This is a genomic window from Halomonas caseinilytica (assembly GCF_001662305.1).
GTDB lineage: Bacteria > Pseudomonadota > Gammaproteobacteria > Pseudomonadales > Halomonadaceae > Halomonas > Halomonas caseinilytica.
Map to the genome: position 1 here is coordinate 224,758 of NZ_BDEP01000013.1, position 16,472 is coordinate 241,229.

At 65.9% G+C, this 16,472-nt stretch carries 14 protein-coding genes; 6 read left to right on the forward strand and 8 right to left on the reverse strand.

What is annotated here, in order from left to right; all coding sequences use genetic code 11:
* Positions 1 to 133: 133 nt before the first annotated feature.
* Positions 134 to 640 (forward strand): ribosome biogenesis factor YjgA, encoded by a 507-nt coding sequence (gene yjgA / locus A9O65_RS07625; protein WP_064698857.1) that lies wholly within the window; start codon positions 134 to 136, stop codon positions 638 to 640.
* A 52-nt stretch (positions 641 to 692) separates the two neighbouring features.
* Here yjgA and tldD read toward each other — a convergent pair whose 3' ends face one another.
* The 7 genes from tldD to A9O65_RS07660 are packed head-to-tail and all read right to left on the reverse strand — an operon-like array spanning position 693 to position 10,610.
* The gene (gene tldD, locus A9O65_RS07630; protein ID WP_064701782.1) at positions 693 to 2,147 is read right to left on the reverse strand and encodes a metalloprotease TldD; all 1,455 of its coding nucleotides are present in this window, start codon (positions 2,145 to 2,147) and stop codon (positions 693 to 695) included.
* Positions 2,144 to 6,013, reverse strand: a complete 3,870-nt coding sequence (locus A9O65_RS07635; protein WP_064701783.1) for a YhdP family phospholipid transporter — start codon at positions 6,011 to 6,013, stop codon at positions 2,144 to 2,146. The genes tldD and A9O65_RS07635 overlap by 4 nt, the downstream gene beginning before the upstream one ends.
* 3 nt (positions 6,014 to 6,016) lie before the next feature.
* On the reverse strand, positions 6,017 to 7,480 hold the full coding sequence (gene rng / locus A9O65_RS07640) for a ribonuclease G (RefSeq protein WP_064698860.1): 1,464 nt from the start codon (positions 7,478 to 7,480) through the stop codon (positions 6,017 to 6,019).
* A 46-nt stretch (positions 7,481 to 7,526) separates the two neighbouring features.
* Positions 7,527 to 8,123: a Maf family protein gene (locus A9O65_RS07645; protein WP_064701784.1), complete on the reverse strand. Its 597-nt coding sequence runs from the start codon at positions 8,121 to 8,123 to the stop codon at positions 7,527 to 7,529.
* A gap of 11 nt (positions 8,124 to 8,134) precedes the next feature.
* Positions 8,135 to 8,623: a rod shape-determining protein MreD gene (gene mreD, locus A9O65_RS07650; protein ID WP_064698862.1), complete on the reverse strand. Its 489-nt coding sequence runs from the start codon at positions 8,621 to 8,623 to the stop codon at positions 8,135 to 8,137.
* Complete coding sequence (gene mreC, locus A9O65_RS07655; RefSeq protein WP_064701785.1) at positions 8,624 to 9,514, reverse strand: rod shape-determining protein MreC; 891 nt, start codon at positions 9,512 to 9,514, stop codon at positions 8,624 to 8,626.
* A 58-nt stretch (positions 9,515 to 9,572) separates the two neighbouring features.
* On the reverse strand, positions 9,573 to 10,610 hold the full coding sequence (locus tag A9O65_RS07660) for a rod shape-determining protein (RefSeq protein ID WP_064698864.1): 1,038 nt from the start codon (positions 10,608 to 10,610) through the stop codon (positions 9,573 to 9,575).
* Positions 10,611 to 10,780: 170 nt separating this feature from the next.
* Between A9O65_RS07660 and gatC the strand changes: the two genes are divergently transcribed.
* The 5 genes from gatC to A9O65_RS17480 are packed head-to-tail and all read left to right on the forward strand — an operon-like array spanning position 10,781 to position 14,930.
* Entirely contained in the window at positions 10,781 to 11,068 is a 288-nt protein-coding gene (gatC, locus tag A9O65_RS07665) for an Asp-tRNA(Asn)/Glu-tRNA(Gln) amidotransferase subunit GatC (protein WP_064698865.1), read from the forward strand.
* Between the two features lie 45 nt (positions 11,069 to 11,113).
* Entirely contained in the window at positions 11,114 to 12,574 is a 1,461-nt protein-coding gene (gene gatA, locus A9O65_RS07670) for an Asp-tRNA(Asn)/Glu-tRNA(Gln) amidotransferase subunit GatA (protein WP_064698866.1), read from the forward strand.
* Positions 12,574 to 14,028, forward strand: a complete 1,455-nt coding sequence (gatB, locus tag A9O65_RS07675) for an Asp-tRNA(Asn)/Glu-tRNA(Gln) amidotransferase subunit GatB (protein ID WP_064701786.1) — start codon at positions 12,574 to 12,576, stop codon at positions 14,026 to 14,028. The genes gatA and gatB overlap by 1 nt, the downstream gene beginning before the upstream one ends.
* 22 nt (positions 14,029 to 14,050) lie before the next feature.
* Positions 14,051 to 14,602 (forward strand): cupin domain-containing protein, encoded by a 552-nt coding sequence (locus A9O65_RS07680; RefSeq protein WP_064701796.1) that lies wholly within the window; start codon positions 14,051 to 14,053, stop codon positions 14,600 to 14,602.
* Positions 14,523 to 14,930, forward strand: coding sequence for a tautomerase family protein (locus A9O65_RS17480; protein WP_258027405.1), 408 nt, complete (start codon positions 14,523 to 14,525; stop codon positions 14,928 to 14,930). The genes A9O65_RS07680 and A9O65_RS17480 overlap by 80 nt, the downstream gene beginning before the upstream one ends.
* A 92-nt stretch (positions 14,931 to 15,022) precedes the next feature.
* Here A9O65_RS17480 and A9O65_RS07690 read toward each other — a convergent pair.
* Positions 15,023 to 16,472, reverse strand: a 1,450-nt coding sequence (locus A9O65_RS07690) for an aldehyde dehydrogenase (RefSeq protein ID WP_064701787.1), incomplete at its 5' end; no start/stop codon positions are given.

Here is a 16,472-nt window from a genome sequence, read left to right on the forward strand (position 1 = left end):
CTCACTCGGCCGGCCCGGGGCCGGCACTTCACAATATCGCGGTTGTCCAGCCCGTGACGGCGGGCTGGTATACTGGGTCCATGCGCCACGCCCCGATGCTTACCTTTCAAGCCTCATAACCTCAGGATACGGCATGACTCAGGATGATTCCCTTCCGGCCGATGAGCGGCCCAGCAAGTCCCAGCTCAAGCGCGAGATGCATGCGCTCCAGGCACTCGGCGAGCGACTCATCGCCATGAACGAGGCCGAGCGGGCCCGCTTTCCCCTCTCCGACGAACTCCTGGCCGCCATCGAGGAGACCGGTCGCATTCGCGCCCGAGAAGCCCGCCGGCGCCACATGCAATACGTCGGCAAGCTGATGCGCCGCGAGGACCTCGACGGCATTCGCGCCGTATTCGACGAACTCGACCGCGAACAGCTGCAACGTGACCATGCCTTCCACCGGCTCGAGAAATGGCGGGACCGCTTGATCGATGAAGGCGACGACGCCGTCGAAGCCTTCGTCGATGCCTTTCCTGATACCGACCGGCAGGCACTGCGTCAGTTGATCCGCAACGCCCGCCGCGAACGTGACCAGGGCAAGCCCCCCACCAACGCCCGCCGGCTGTTCAAACTGATTCGCGACACCGCCGGGCTCTAACGGCCGCGCCTGGAACAGGGCAGAACACGACTGCCGCGCTCTGCCCTGTCCACTAGGACTGCGTTCCTCCCACCGTCAACTCGTCCAGCTTGAGCGTGGGCTGGCCCACCCCGACCGGCACGCCCTGACCTTCCTTGCCGCAGACGCCGATACCGGTATCCAGCTCCAGGTCATGGCCGATCATTGATACCCGGCCCATCGCCTCGGGACCATTGCCGATCAGGGTCGCGCCCTTCACCGGTGCGGTGATGCGACCGCCCTCGATCAGATAGGCTTCGCTGGCCGAGAACACGAACTTGCCAGAGGTGATGTCCACCTGGCCGCCGCCGAAACTCACGGCATAGATGCCGCGATCGACACTGCCGATGATATCGGCGGGATCATCCTGCCCTGCCTGCATGTAGGTATTGGTCATGCGCGGCATCGGCAGGTGGGCGAAGGATTCCCGACGCGCATTGCCGGTAGGTGCCATGCCCATCAGGCGAGCGTTGAGCTTGTCCTGCATGTAGCCGGTAAGGATGCCGTCCTCGATCAGGGTCGTGCACTGCCCCGGCGTGCCTTCGTCGTCGACACTCATGGAACCGCGACGATCGGCCAGGGTCGCATCATCGACCACTGTCACGCCCGGCGAGGCCACGCGCTCGCCCATGCGTCCGGCGAAGGCAGAGCTGCCCTTGCGGTTGAAATCGCCTTCGAGACCATGTCCCACCGCCTCGTGAAGCAGGATGCCCGGCCAGCCGGCCCCCAGCACCACCGGCATCTGCCCGGCCGGCGCGTCGACCGCTTCCAGGTTGACCAGCGCCTGTCGCACGGCCTCCTTGGCGAACCGTTCGGCAACATTGTCATCGCGCAGCCGGGACATGGGATAACGCCCGCCGCCACCGGCACTGCCACGTTCGCGACGTCCATTGCGAACCACGATGACGCTGACGTTGAAGCGAACCAGGGGGCGGATATCCACCGCCTGAGTCCCATCGCTGGCCCGCACCAGCACCACTTCGTGCACACCGGTCAGCGAGGCACTGACCTGTTCCACGGCCGGGTCCGCCGCACGGGCCACGCGATCGGCCAGCTTGAGCATGGCGACCTTGTCCTCGGCAGACAGACCGGTTAGCGGATCGATCCCGGCATAACGCGCCTCGGCGCCCACCTGGATGCAGGTGGCTGCCGTCAGGCGCTTGCCGCTTCTGACGATGCCGGACGCAGTACGACCAGTCTCGGCCAGGGCATCGGCGGTGATCTGGTTGGAATAAGCAAAACCGGTCTTCTCGCCGGCCATGGCGCGTACGCCGACGCCACCATCGATGCTGTAGCTGGCGTCCTTGACCTCGCCATCCTCGAGTGACCAGCCCTCGTGCCAGCTACGCTGGAAATAGAGGTCGGCATAGTCGATGCCGGGCCCCAGGGCATGACCGAGCCCGACCTCCAGGGCATCAAGGTCGAGACCACCGGGCGCGAGCAGTATCTCGCCTGCCTGATCGAGCATGGAAGACGTCTGTGATGTCATTCGGCACTTTCCAGAGAGATGCGCGGCGAGGTCCATGGGCCCCGCACGCGATAGTGAATTCGGGTCACGCGGTCGATGACATCGCCGAAGATCTTGTCGGCGACGAATAGCGCGCCACCCACCACCGGGGCGCCGGCGATGACCGCCGCCAGGGGCAAGTTGTTGCTCACGGGCACTGTGACGCCAAGCCGTTGGTCGAGTTCCCGACGCGCCAGGTCGACACTGCCCTCCAGCGTGAATTGAGTGGCGGCGCCATCGATCGTCACCGGGCCACGTGTTTCCAATACCCCACCATACAGGGTTGCGTCGCCGCTGACACTGTCGAAGGCGGTGCCACGACCGGTGACATCCGAAAAATCCAGCCTCAAGCGGCGCAACAGATTGTCCACGTTCAACAGGCCGACCAGCCGAGCCGAGGGAGATTCCAGGTTGGCAAAGCGTCCGTCGCGCAATTCGATACCCAGGTTGCCCCGGGAGCGCGCCAGAGCGAACTGCCAGGGTGCCCCGGGCCAGGCGAGCTGGCTAGCGACCCGGGTTTCGGCACTGTTCACCGCTACCGGCTGGTCCAGGGCGTGCAGTGCCGTGCCGATGTCGCCACCTTCCAGCGAAAGACGTGAGCGAGTCAGGCTGGCACCGGAACCGGAGGCTTCCCAGGTCAGATTGCCCCGGGCATCGACCTCGCCGAGACTCAGTTCCACGGGGTCCAGGATCAACTGGTCGGAGGTGGTCCGCCAGCCAGCGCTGAAAGGACCGAAGCGCTGCGACCGCCAGTGTACCGACTCGATACTGAGTCGCCCTGACGGAACCTTTCCGATACCATCGAGCATCGGTACCGGCGTCGGCGGCACATCGAGCTCCTGGAACAGCTGTCCGGCATCCTGCGAGGCAGGCTCGGCGGTGCCGTCTGGCAACAGGTCGTCCAGGCGCAGGCGATCCAGGGCGATATCCAGGGGAGCATGTCGGTGCGGCCGATACGCGAGACGCCCCGACAGCAGGCTGCCATCCAGGGCCAGTCGCCAACCGTCACCCGATGGGCTGCCATCGGCGATCAGCGAGCCCAGGCAACGCTCGCCGACGCTGAGGCAGTCGGTGTCCAGGGTCACCCGCGACACGTTGGCGGCGGCATCACCACCGCCACCGGCACCACTGCCGACCAGTGGCGACAAGGCCTCCCCCCAGGCCGCCGGCGACAAGCGAGGCAGGTAGGCCTGCACCGACCAGCCGGGCTCGGCTGGCCAATCGGGCGGCGCATCACGACCGAGCCAGACCTGCCCTCGGCCGGCCGGGCCTCCTCGCCAACGCAAGCCAATGTCGTCGCCCAGCCGCCCCGACAATCGCATCCGGTCGGCCATCGATATCTCGAGATGCAAGGGGCGAGGCTCGGATGGCGCCTTGCCGAGCGGGTCGGGCAAGGCAATTCCCAGACCGCGCAACTCACTGTTCAGCGTCAGGGTGGGGCTTGATCCATCGAGGCTCAACCGACCCTGCCAGGGTGTCTCGCCACGTATCAGCGACGCCGTGCCCGGCGGCGCACCGAGGCCAATGAGCGCATCAGCGGTGGCGGTTCCCGACATGACGACCCCCTCGCCGGCAGTATCGACATCAGCCTCGAAAGCTCCGCCCAGCAGCCGTCCCGTCAACCGGCCGCTCAGTCCGCCTTCCTCGCCACGTTGCCGCCAGGCCAGAGGCCCGGAAAGCGACTCGAAGGTCAGCGAGGTCGGCGCATGGGTCAAGGTCGACATCGTGGCCTGTCCATCGATGTCGAGCGCCAGAGCCTCGGGGTTGGACAGCGGCAGCGTCATGTCCAGCTCCCCGGTGACCTCGCCCTCGCCGCGCCAGTCGCCGATGGCCTCCATGCCGTCTGCGGGGATGGCGGCGAGATAGCGTGACAAGCTCGCCGCCTTGGCGGAAAGCGGCCCTCGAATCCGCAGCACCTCGTCCGCCATTTCCACGCGCGCCCCCTCCGTCAGGACGCCCAGGCTTTCGGCATGCTCGATCTCGGCCTCGAGCGAGTCGCCGTTCACGCTCAGATGCCCGCTCACCGCCTCGAGCGCCGGCCATTCCGGGTCGAAGGGCAGATGCCCTTGCGCAATGTCGAGCTCGAGCTGCAGTGTCGCTTCGTCACTCGTCTCGGCTTCTGTCGTCTCGGCAATCGGCACATGCAGGCTCAGCGCGCCTTGCGGCACCCTTCCCGCCAGGCCACTGGCCAGCCAGTCGGCGAGATCGGCATCGACTTCTTCGCGCAGTACCGGCATGGGCAGCCAGTCGGTCAGGGGTCGGTTCAGCGCATCGACGTTGCGAAAATCCAACTGCAAGCCGAAACCGCCAGGCTCATCCCCGCCGGTGGCCAGACCGAAAGCCCCCTCGACACTGGCACCATTCCACTCGACCGCCAGGTCACGCCCACTGACGAAACTCCGCGCCCCCGCGTAGGACCACACCACCTCGCCGCTGGCACTGTCGAGCGACATCGGGGCGGCAAAGACTTCGGGGAAGGCAAGCTCGGCCCCGCCACTGTCCACGAAACGCACCTTGCCCTCAGTACCGTCGGCTTCCAGCCAGATATCCAGCGGCCCGCCCCCCGGCGCATCCTCCCAGGGCGACACCGATACGTCCGTGGCACTGACGCGAGCCTGCCATTGGCCATCGCGCCGCCCCAGGCCCAGGGCATTGACCTGGCCTCGGGGCGACAGCGCCTGCACGGTGCGAGCCAGTCCTTCGGGCAGGGGCAGTCGATCACGCCAGGCGGATAGCGCACCGAGCTCGAAACCGCTTCCGGTAATGCGCCAGTCTCCCCCCTCGCCGCGCGCATGCCAGAAGCGGGGCAATGGAGGCCCGTCAGAGTGCTCATAGGGCGAATCGACGCTACGCGCATCGCCCGCAAACCAGGCCTCCCACCCTTCGCCCTCGGCGTCGCGTAGCCATTGCCCTCGCAGGCTCATGTCATCGAGCACGATACCCGGCTGCTCTTCCCCGGCAGGCAGGTCCCGATTCAAGGCCAGGCGCGGTGATGATACGTCGAGGCGCACATCGGCCAGTCGTCCATCCTGCCAACGCCCCCAAAGGCGCGCCTCACCGCTCGCATCGTCGAGGCGCAGCTTGTCATCGAAGCCGAGCAGGGCCGACAAGCCAATCAGGCTCTCGAGCTGCATGTCCGCCTGCAGGAGGGCATCGAATCCTGCGCCGCTCTCTGCCTCGTGCGTCAACTCCATGACTGCCTGAAAGGCCGTACCCGGGCGTCCCTGCAGGCGCACTTCGCCTTCCAGATGGGCCCGCTGCTCGTCGCCGGTCATCAGCAGACGCGGCGCATGCAGTACGGCCACACGCTTGCGGCCATGCAAGACCACACGCATGTCGTCGGCCCAGGCACGCTGACGTAGCAGAACACCGATCCAGAAATCCAGGCGCGACAGGTCGAACTCCCCGGCAGGCACCAGCTCCGGCGGCACATCGGCCGGGGCCGGCCATTGCCAGCTCAGATCCTCGTCCTGATAAAGATGCAGGGTGACGCCCGCGAGCCGCGATCTCTCGAGCACCGGCATGCCTCGCCGCAGGCTGGCCGCCGTATCGAGCCGCAGCGTTGCCTGCTCGATCTCCAGCAGGGGCACATCGCCCAGACCTTTCCTGGAACGGAAATCCAGGTCCGCGATCTCGAACCAGGGGTCGAGGCCGTCCACGCCGCCCCGCGCTTCGTTCAGCGACACCTCGGCGGAAAAGCGCGAAGCCAGCATCGATTCCAGATGGGGTGCCAGGCGGTCGACCTGACCCAACAGCAGACGCAGGACGATCAACAGGATCGCCGCCAGCGTCAGGGCCAGGGCCAGCAGCGTCAACGACCAGCGGATGACCAGACGGCTCGGCGACATGGCTTACATCAGTACGATATCGTACTGCTCCTGCGAATAATGGGATTCCACCTGAAAGCGAATGGTCTTGCCGATGAACTCCTCGAGATCCGCCACCGCCGCCGACTCTTCGTCAAGCAGCCGATCCACCACCGACTGCGCGGCCAGCACGGTATAGGTCTCGGCACTGTAGGCGCGCTCCTCGCGCAGGATCTCGCGGAAGATCTCGTAGCATACCGATTCCGGCGTCTTGAGAGTGCCTCTGCCCTCGCAGGCAGGACAGGGCTCGCACAGCGTCTGCTCCAGGCTCTCCCGAGTCCGCTTGCGGGTCAGTTGCACCAGGCCGAGCTCGGTGACACCGGTGCACTTGGTCTTGGCGTGATCCCGCTCCAGGGCTTTTTCCAGCACTCGCAGCACTTGCCGCTGGTGCTCCGGGTCTTCCATGTCGATGAAGTCGATGATGATGATACCGCCCAGATTGCGCAGCCTCAGTTGGCGGGCAATGGCGGTGGCCGCCTCGAGATTGGTCTTGAAGATGGTCTCCTCGAGGTTGCGATGGCCAACATAACCGCCCGTATTGACATCGATGGTGGTCATCGCCTCGGTAGGATCGATGACCAGATATCCCCCCGACTTGAGCTGCACCTTGCGCGCCAGCGCCTTCTGGATCTCGTCCTCGACGCTGAACAGATCGAAGATCGGCCGCTCGCCGGCATAGTGCTCGATGCGCTCGACGGCATCGGGCATGAACTCCTCGGCGAATTCGAGCAGCTTGACATGATTCTCCCGGGAATCGATGCGTACCTTCTCGATATCATCGCGCATCACGTCGCGCAGGGTCCGCATGAACAGCGGCAAGTCATCGTAGATGACACTCGGCGCGGATGCCGTGACACGCCGCTCGCTGACCTTGCGCCATAACCGCAGCAGAAAATGCATGTCGCCGGCGAGCTCCTCGTTGGTCGCCCCCTCGGCGGCGGTCCGCACGATGAAACCTCCGCTGACGTCGAGGGTCTGCTCCGACAGGGCTGCCTCGACCTGAGCACGCAGACGCTCGCGCTCGCCATCGTCCTCGATGCGCTGGGAAACGCCGTTGTGCGGAGAATCCGGCATGTAGACCAGATAACGGGAAGGCACGGAAAGATGCGTGGTGAGGCGTGCGCCCTTGGTGCCGATCGGGTCCTTGGTCACCTGCACCACCAGCGACTGTCCTTCCTGGAGCAGCTGGGAGATCGAGACCTGCTCGTCGGCCGGCGTACCCGGCGGCATCACTTCGTGGGCATGAATGAAGGCGGCACGATCGAGACCGATATCGACGAAGGCTGCCTGCATGCCGGGCAGCACCCGCACCACCCGCCCCTTGTAGATGTTCCCGACGATGCCTCGACGCCGGGCGCGCTCGATGAAGGCTTCCTGCAGCACACCGTTTTCCACTACGGCGACGCGAGTCTCCATCGGCGTCAGGTTGATGAGTACTTCACCGCTCATGCGGAATCCTTGTCCTGGAGAAAAGTCCTGGAGAAATCTCGGGGCATTATGACACAGGGTGATTCCAGAGCGGCACGCCCTGCCGGGACAACAGATCGGCGGTCTCGCACAGTGGCAACCCCACCACCGCCGAATGACTCCCCTCGAGATGCGTCACGAACACCGCACCGCGCCCCTGGATGGCATAACCGCCGGCCTTGTCGTCGGGCTCACCCGTGCGCCAGTAGGCAGCGATTTCCGCCTCGTCGATAGCACGCAGGGTCACCCGGCTGGTCACGCACCTCACCAACAGACCCGCCGGCCCATGCACCGCCACCGCCGTCATCACCTCATGGGAACGTCCCGCCAGTCTACGCAGCATGTCGGCCGCATGCCCGGCATCCACCGGCTTGCCGAGAATCTCGCCATCCCGCACCACTGCCGTGTCCGCCCCCAGGGTCGGCATCCCGCCCGGCTCGTACCCCGCTGCGGCCTTCTCACGGGCAAGCCTTGTCACGTATTCCTCGGGCACCTCTCCCGGAAGCGGCGTCTCGTCGAGCGCCACCGGCCGCACCTCGACGCTGACATCGATCGCGGCCAGCAGGTCGCGACGGCGTGGCGAGGCCGATGCCAGACGAATACATGGCGGGCGGGAACTGGACATGGCGCCTCCGATTACCCTTTCGCGACACGACGACGCAAGGCCCGGAACAGCGTTGTCAGCCAGGGCCACAATACCGCGCTTATCACCGAAGGCAGCAGAAAGGAAAGGTGGATGGAAAACGGCCCCAACAAGGTGCGCAACCATTGCTCCACCAGTTGCACCGTTCCCAGCAGGACCAGAATCAGCACCGCCTGCTGCAACAGCGAATAGGCGCGAAAGCGGGGATAGACCAGCGCACTGAGAAATGCCAGCAGCGACAACAGCAAGGCGTTCTGGCCAAGCGGCACCCCCTCGATGAGATCGAGCAGAATGCCCAGCACAAAGCCATGGAAAACACCGACGCGCTCCGGCGCTTTCATGCACCAGTAGATCAGCATCAAGCCCAGCCAATCGGGGCGCCAGATCTGCCAGCCATCGGCCAGGGGCATCACCTGCAGACAGAGCGCCAGCAGCATCGTCAACCAGATCCAGGGCAGGCTGACGGATGTCGTGCGAGCCATTTACTCTTCCTCCTCGGCGTTCTCATCCCCGTCATCGACGAGGCGACGCGCCGCCTCGACGGCTATCGGGTCGAGATCGGCCACCCAGCCGCCGCGGCCATCCGGGGAACGCGGCTCGGGGGGAAACAGCAGCAGGAAATGACGGGAGCGCTGCAGCTTCGCCACCGGGTCCGCCTCGACCCTGGCGAAGGGTTCGCCGGGATCATGCACCACCTCCGTCACCCTGGCCACCGGATAGCCCGGAGGGAAACGTCCCGCCAGCCCCGAGGTCACCAGGAGATCCCCTTCACGAATGTCGGCGGTATCGGGCACATGAAGCACGTTGAGGCTCTGGTAGCGACCAGCCCCCTGAAGCACGAAACGCAGCCCGTTGCGATTGACCTGGATGGGCAGGGCATGACTGGCATCGGCCACCAGCAGGACCCGACTCGAATAGGCCGATACCGACGTGACCTGGCCCACCAGCCCCGACGCATCCATGACGGGCTGGCCGACGAAGACCCCATCGCGACGCCCACGGTCGATGACCATGCGATGCGTGAAGGGGTCCGGATCCAGAGAGAGCAGTTCGGCGGTAATGAAGGGAATGTCGCGTTCCTGGGTCGCCGACAGCAGTTCGCGTAGACGCACGTTCTCGGCGGTCAGGCTGGCCATGCGCTGGACACGATGCGACAGGGTCAGGATCTGCTCGCGCAGACGGCGATTCTCGTCCACCAGGGCACGCTGCTCGGACAGCACGAGCGCCCCCCAGTTGAGGACATCGCTGGGCAGGCTCACCACCCACTGCACCGGCGCGACCAGCGTGGAAAGCTGGGCTCGCACGGTATCCATGCGCGAGAAGCGCAGATCGACGAACATCAGGGCAACGGCGAGGATCGCACACACCAGCATGCGATACCCCGGCACCGACCCGTGCGAGAACAGCGGCTTGATAGGGAACCTCCCCCGGTCAGTCGCTGGAAAGCAGCTCGAAGGTGCGCTGATCGATCATTTCCAGTGCCTTGCCGCCACCACGCGCCACACACGTCAGCGGATCCTCGGCCACCACCACTGGCAGGCCGGTTTCCTCGGCGATCAGCTTGTCAAGGTCACGCAGCAAGGCACCGCCACCGGTCAGCACCAGACCGCGTTCGGCAATGTCCGACGCCAGCTCGGGCGGCGACTGCTCCAGGGCACTCTTCACCGCGGCGACGATGGCACCCAGGGTTTCCTGCAGGGCATCGAGGATCTCGTGGGAATTGAGCGTGAAGCTTCGCGGAATACCCTCGGCCAGGTTGCGGCCACGCACGTCGATCTCGCGCAACTCGCCGCCGGGGTAGGCGCAGCCGATCTCTTCCTTGATGCGCTCGGCGGTGGATTCGCCGATCAGGCTGCCGTAGTGTCGGCGCACGTAGGCGGTGATGGCCTCGTCGAAGCGGTCCCCGCCCATGCGGATGGATTCCGAGTAGACCACGCCATTGAGCGAGATGATGGCGATCTCGCTGGTTCCGCCGCCGACATCGACGACCATCGAGCCCTGAGCTTCCTCGACCGGCAGACCGGCGCCGATGGCCGCGGCCATCGGTTCCTCGATCAGGAACACCTCGCGGGCACCGGCCCCTTCGGCGGATTCCTTGATCGCACGGCGCTCCACCTGGGTCGACATGCAGGGCACACAGACCAGCACCCTGGGGCTCGGCGTCAGGAAGGTGCTTTGATGCACCTTGCGGATGAAATACTGCAACATCTGCTCGGTGACGGTGAAGTCGGCAATGACGCCGTCCTTCATCGGGCGAATGGCGGTGATGTTGCCAGGCGTGCGTCCCAGCATTCGTTTGGCGTCAGCGCCAACCGCAGCAACGCTGCGCATGCTGCCGGACTGGCGAATCGCCACGACCGAAGGCTCATCGAGCACGATCCCTCGGCCACGGACATAAATCAGTGTATTGGCCGTTCCCAGGTCGATCGACAGATCGCTGGAAAACAACCCCCTCAAACGTTTGAACATGAACTCGTTACCTAGTGCAGTCCGGAAGCCCTGTGCGGGAGCAAACGGTATCACTGCGCCCCGGTAGCGGCAAGCGCTCAGCGCACCAACGCCATGTCACGCCCCTGCCAGCAAAGGGATGGATGTGATAACTTTGCACTCTTTTCTCCACCCCGCGAGGACACCCGATCATGGCGATCGAACATGCAGACGTTCTCAGGGCCGCCCACCTGGCCCGCCTCGGCCTGGATGAGGGCGAAGCCGCCCATTACCTCGACGATCTCGGTCGCATCCTGGAAATGGTCGACCAGCTGCAGGCACTGGATACCGAAGGCGTCGCGCCCATGGCCCACCCGCTTGACGCCACCCAGCGCCTGCGCGCCGACGAAGTGACCGAAACCGACCAGCGCGACGACTTCCAGCGTTGCGCGCCGGCGGTGGAAAACGGCCTCTACCTGGTGCCACGGGTCGTCGAATGACCCCGAACCGCCGTAAACGCCATGTCATCACGGAGCCCAGGGCCCATGCACGATAAGACCTTGACCGAACTCGCCGCCGGCTTGCGTGCCGGCGAGTTCTCCAGCCGCGAGCTGACCCAGGACCTGCTCGGGCGCATCGACCGTCTGGACGGTCGTCTCAACAGTTTCATCACCGTGACCGCCGAGCAGGCCCTGGCCACCGCCGAGCAAGCCGATGCCGCTCGTGCCGCCGGCAAGGCCGGCCCGCTGACCGGCCTGCCCCTGGCACTGAAGGACATCTTCTGCACCCGGGGCGTCAAGACCAGTTGCGGCTCGCGCATGCTCGACAACTTCGCCGCGCCCTACGACGCCGGCGTCGTGGAAAGGCTCGCCGACGCCGGCACCGTGAGCCTCGGCAAGACCAACATGGACGAGTTCGCCATGGGCTCGTCCAACGAGAACAGCTTCTACGGCCCGGTGAAAAACCCCTGGGACCTCAACGCCGTACCCGGCGGCTCCTCGGGAGGCAGCGCCGCCGCCGTGGCCGCGGGCCTGGTGCCGGCCGCCATGGGCACCGACACCGGTGGCTCGATCCGCCAGCCCGCTGCCTTCTGCGGCATCACCGGCCTCAAGCCCACCTACGGGCGGGTATCGCGCTACGGCATGATCGCCTACGCCTCCAGTCTCGACCAGGCCGGCCCCATGGCTCGCTCGGCCGCCGACTGCGCCCAGCTCCTCAAGGCCATCGCCGGTCATGACGGCCGCGACTCCACCTGCGCGGCACGCGGCGTGCCGGACTATCCCGCCCAGCTCGACGCGCCGCTCTCCGGTCTCAAGATCGGCCTGCCCAGGGAATATTTCGGCGACGGCCTCGATCCGGCGGTGGAAAGCGCCGTGCGCGACGCCATCAAGGTCTACGAGTCACTGGGTGCGACGGTGATGGATGTCAGCCTGCCGCACACCCACTATGCCATCCCGGCCTACTACGTCATCGCGCCGGCAGAGGCCTCCTCCAACCTGTCGCGCTATGACGGCGTGCGCTTCGGCCACCGCTGCGAGGACCCCGCCGACCTGATCGACCTCTACAAGCGCAGCCGTGCCGAAGGCTTCGGCGATGAGGTCAAGCGACGCATCCTGATCGGCACCCACACCCTCTCCGAAGGCTTCTTCGATGCCTACTACAAGAAGGCCCAGCAGGTCAGGCGACTGATTCGCCAGGACTTCCTCGACGCCTTCGACGAGGTCGACGTGCTGATGGGGCCGGCCTCGCCGACGCCCGCCTTCGACCTGGGCGCCAACAAGGACCCCGTGTCGATGTACCTGCAGGACATCTACACCATCGCCGTGAACCTGGCCGGCATCCCCGGTATCAGCGTGCCCGCCGGCTTCGCCGGCAACCGCCCCGTCGGCCTGCAGGTTCTCGGCACCCACTTCGCCGAGGCACAACTGCTCAACGTCGCCCATCAGTTCCAGCAAGCCACCGACTGGCACCTGCGCCGCCCCGCCTTCGCCGAGGAGTCCGCCTGATGCAATGGGAAACCGTGATCGGCCTGGAGGTCCACGTCCAGCTCGCCACCCGTTCGAAGATCTTCTCCGGCGCCTCCACTGCCTTCGGCGCCGAGCCCAACAGTCAAGCCTGCGCCGTGGACCTGGGCCTGCCCGGCGTCTTGCCGGTGCTCAACGAGCAGGCCGTGGCCATGGCCGTGCAGTTCGGCCTCGGCATCCACGCCGAGATCCCCGAGATCTCGGCCTTCGATCGCAAGAACTACTTCTATCCGGACCTGCCCAAGGGCTACCAGACCAGCCAGATGTATCAGCCCATCGTCGGCCCCGGCGAAGTGGAGATCGCCCTGGATGACGGCACCACCAAGCGCATCCAGGTCCATCATGCCCACCTCGAGGAAGACGCCGGCAAGTCGCTCCACGAGGACTTCCACGGCATGACCGGCATCGACCTCAACCGTGCCGGCACACCGCTGCTGGAGATCGTCTCCGAGCCGGACATGCGCTCGGCCAAGGAGGCCGCCGCCTACCTCAAGGCCATCCATTCGATCGTGACCTACCTGGGCATTTCGGACGGCAACATGGCCGAGGGTTCGATGCGCTGCGACGTCAATGTCTCGGTGCGCCCCAAGGGCCAGGAAGCTTTCGGCACCCGCGCCGAGATCAAGAACGTCAACTCCTTCCGCTTCGTCGAGCGTGCCATCGAGTTCGAGATCGAGCGCCAAATCGAGCTGATCGAGGACGGCGGCGAGGTGGTGCAGGAAACTCGCCTCTACGACCCCGAGGCCGACGAGACCCGCAGCATGCGCACCAAGGAGGAAGCCAACGACTATCGCTACTTCCCCTGCCCCGACCTGCTACCGGTGGTGCTCGACCAGGCCTATGTCGACCATCTGCGCGATACCCTGCCAGAACTGCCGGCCGACAAGCGCGCTCGCTTCGAGAACGAGCTCGGGCTGTCGGCCTACGATGCCGGCGTGCTCTCGGCAAGCCGCGCCATGGCCGAGTATTTCGAACGGGTCAAGGAGGTCTGCGGCGACGCCAAGCAAGCCGCCAACTGGGTGCAGGGTGAGCTCTCCGGCGCCCTGAATCGCGAGGGGCTGGCGATCACCGACAGTCCGGTATCGGCCGACCGGCTCGGTGAACTGATCGTCCGGGTGCTGGATGACACCATCAACGGCAAGGCCGCCAAGCAGGTGTTCCAGGCGCTCTGGCACGGCGAGGGCGATTCCGCCGATGCCATCATCGAGGCCAAGGGCCTGAAGCAGGTCACCGATACCGGCGCCATCGAGGCCATGATCGACCAGGTCATCGCCGACAGCCCGGCACAGGTCGCCCAGTACCGCGATGCCGAGCCGGACAAGCGCGGCAAGATGATCGGTTATTTCGTGGGGCAGGTGATGAAAGCCTCCCGCGGCACCGCCAACCCGCAGCAGGTCAACGCCATGCTGAAGGCAAAGCTCGATGCCCTGTGTTGAGGCAATGATCGAGGAAGACACCATGGCAGACGACGTCGGCGCGCGACTGCGCGCCCTTCGCAACTTCAGAGGCATATCCCAGCGCGAACTGGCCAAGCGCTGCGGGGTGACTCACTCCAGCCTGTCGCTGATCGAGCAGGGCAAGGTCAGCCCCTCGGTGAGTTCACTGAAGAAGATTCTCGATGCCATCCCCATAAGCGTCGGCGACTTCTTCACCATGGACCTGGAGAGTCGTGACCAGGTGTTCTATTCGGCAGACGAGCTGGCCGACGTGGGCAGCGGCGATGTCGTCTACAAGCTGGTGGGCGCCAATCGCGCCAGTCGCGCCCTCGGCTTCATGATCGAGACCTACCCGCCCGGCGCCGACACCGGTCGCGAAATGATCGCCCACCAGGGCGAGGAAGCCGGCATCGTGCTGGAGGGCGAGATCGAGATCACCATCGGCGCCGAGACCCGGACACTCGGTGCCGGCGAGGCCTACTACTTCGACACCAATGTCCCCCACCGCTTTCGCAACATCGGCAAGGCGCCCTGCCGCCTGGTCAGCTGCGCCACGCCCGCCCGCAGTTTCTGAGCTCTCTCGCAGTTCCACAGGCCGGTTCGCCGGCCTGACGGCTCGCCCCGTCGCTTTGACAGTCTTCAGCAGCGATGGGAGTATCTGGAAACATTTTCCACATACTCGAGGAGACAGCATGCCGATCGTCAATATCCAGCTGATCGAAGGCCGCAGCGCCGAGCAAAAGGAAGCGCTGATCGAGAAAGTCACCGCCGCCTGCGTCGATGCCGTCGACTGCACGCCGGAGAGCGTGCGCATCCTGCTCTCCGACGTTACCACCCAGGACTTCGGCGTGGCCGGCGAATCGGTCGCCAAGCGCCGTGCCGCCAAGGAATCGACTTCCTGACGTCACCCCCGGCATGAAAAGACCGGCCGCGCTTCACCGCAGCCGGTCATTCGGGGCAACGGACCCCTCGGTACCCGTGGCCTCGCCGTGCTTCAGGGCGCGGGCGTCAGCGTCATCCACACGGTCTTGAGGTCGGAGTACTCCTCCAGCGAGTGGTGCGACTTGTCGCGGCCATTGCCCGACTGCTTGACGCCACCGAAGGGCACCGTCTGGTCCATGTCCGCCCAGTTGTTGACGAACACCTGCCCCGAGCGCAACCGGCGGCTCACGCGCATGATGCGGTCGATGTCCTGGCTCCACAGCCCCGCCGCCAGGCCGTAGTCGCTGTCGTTGGCCAGGCGCACGGCTTCCTCCTCGGTGTCGAAGCCGAACACCGCCAGCACCGGGCCGAAGATCTCCTCACGACCGATGGTCATGCCGTCGGTGACACCGTCGAACACCGTCGGGCCGATGAACAGGCCCTGGCCATTCTGTCCCTCGCCCTCCAGCGCCTGGCCGCCGGTGCGCAGGGTCGCGCCCTCTTCCACGCCCTGGCGGATGTATTCCAGGATGCGGGCGTGCTGCGCCTCGTCGACGATCGCCCCCATGAAGCTGGCCGGGTCCAGCGGGTCGCCGGGCTGCATGCGCTCGGCGGCGGCCAGCACCTTGTCGACGAAGGTCTCGCGAATCGTATTCTCGACCAGCAGCCGCGAGCCGGCGATGCACACCTCACCCTGGTTGTGGAAGATCGCCGCGGCGGCGTGCTCGGCGACCCGGTCCAGGTTCTTGCAGTCGGCGAAGATCAGGTTCGGGCTCTTGCCGCCGCATTCCAGGTAGACGCGCTTGAGGTTCGACTGGCCAGCATACTGCATCAGTTGCTTGCCGACCCCGGTGGAACCGGTGAAGGCCAGGCAGTCGACCTCCATGGATAGCGCCAGCGCCTTGCCCACGGTATGACCGAAGCCCGGCAGCACCTGGAAGACGCCACGCGGCAGGCCCGCCTCGCGGGTCAGCTGGGCCAGGCGCAGCGCCGAGAGCGGCGACTTCTCCGAGGGCTTGAGGATGACGCTGTTGCCGGCGGCCAGCGCCGGGCCGATCTTCCAGGCGGTCATCATCAGCGGAAAGTTCCAGGGCACGATGGAGGCCACCACGCCGAGCGGCTCGCGCAGCACCAGGCCCAGGCTGTCCTCGCCGGTGGGCGCGACCTCGCCGTAGAGCTTGTCGATGGACTCGGCATGGTGGCGAATGCAGCCGATGGCGCCGGCCATGTCGCCCATGGCGCTCGATACCGGCTTGCCCATGTCCAGGCTGTCGAGCAGCGCCAGTTCGTGGCGGTGCGCCTCCATCAGTTCGGCCAGGCGCAGCAGCACGGCCTTGCGTTCGCCCGGCGCGCGCCGCGACCATTCGCCGCCCTCGAAGGCGCGACGGGCCACGGCCACCGCCGCCTCGGCATCGGCGGCATCGCAGCTGGCCACCTCGGCGAGCGGCTCACCGGTGGCCGGATTGACGGTGGCGAAGGTCTCGCCGCCGATGGCCGCGACGAAGGCATCGTCGATATAGGCA

Coding starts and splice junctions, on each gene's coding strand:
- yjgA (WP_064698857.1), top strand. CDS start 134: ATGACTCAGGATGATTCCCTTCCGGCCGATGAGCGGCCCAGCAAGTCC.
- tldD (WP_064701782.1), bottom strand. CDS start 2,147: ATGACATCACAGACGTCTTCCATGCTCGATCAGGCAGGCGAGATACTG.
- A9O65_RS07635 (WP_064701783.1), bottom strand. CDS start 6,013: ATGTCGCCGAGCCGTCTGGTCATCCGCTGGTCGTTGACGCTGCTGGCC.
- rng (WP_064698860.1), bottom strand. CDS start 7,480: ATGAGCGGTGAAGTACTCATCAACCTGACGCCGATGGAGACTCGCGTC.
- A9O65_RS07645 (WP_064701784.1), bottom strand. CDS start 8,123: ATGTCCAGTTCCCGCCCGCCATGTATTCGTCTGGCATCGGCCTCGCCA.
- mreD (WP_064698862.1), bottom strand. CDS start 8,623: ATGGCTCGCACGACATCCGTCAGCCTGCCCTGGATCTGGTTGACGATG.
- mreC (WP_064701785.1), bottom strand. CDS start 9,514: ATGCTGGTGTGTGCGATCCTCGCCGTTGCCCTGATGTTCGTCGATCTG.
- A9O65_RS07660 (WP_064698864.1), bottom strand. CDS start 10,610: ATGTTCAAACGTTTGAGGGGGTTGTTTTCCAGCGATCTGTCGATCGAC.
- gatC (WP_064698865.1), top strand. CDS start 10,781: ATGGCGATCGAACATGCAGACGTTCTCAGGGCCGCCCACCTGGCCCGC.
- gatA (WP_064698866.1), top strand. CDS start 11,114: ATGCACGATAAGACCTTGACCGAACTCGCCGCCGGCTTGCGTGCCGGC.
- gatB (WP_064701786.1), top strand. CDS start 12,574: ATGCAATGGGAAACCGTGATCGGCCTGGAGGTCCACGTCCAGCTCGCC.
- A9O65_RS07680 (WP_064701796.1), top strand. CDS start 14,051: ATGGCAGACGACGTCGGCGCGCGACTGCGCGCCCTTCGCAACTTCAGA.
- A9O65_RS17480 (WP_258027405.1), top strand. CDS start 14,523: ATGTCCCCCACCGCTTTCGCAACATCGGCAAGGCGCCCTGCCGCCTGG.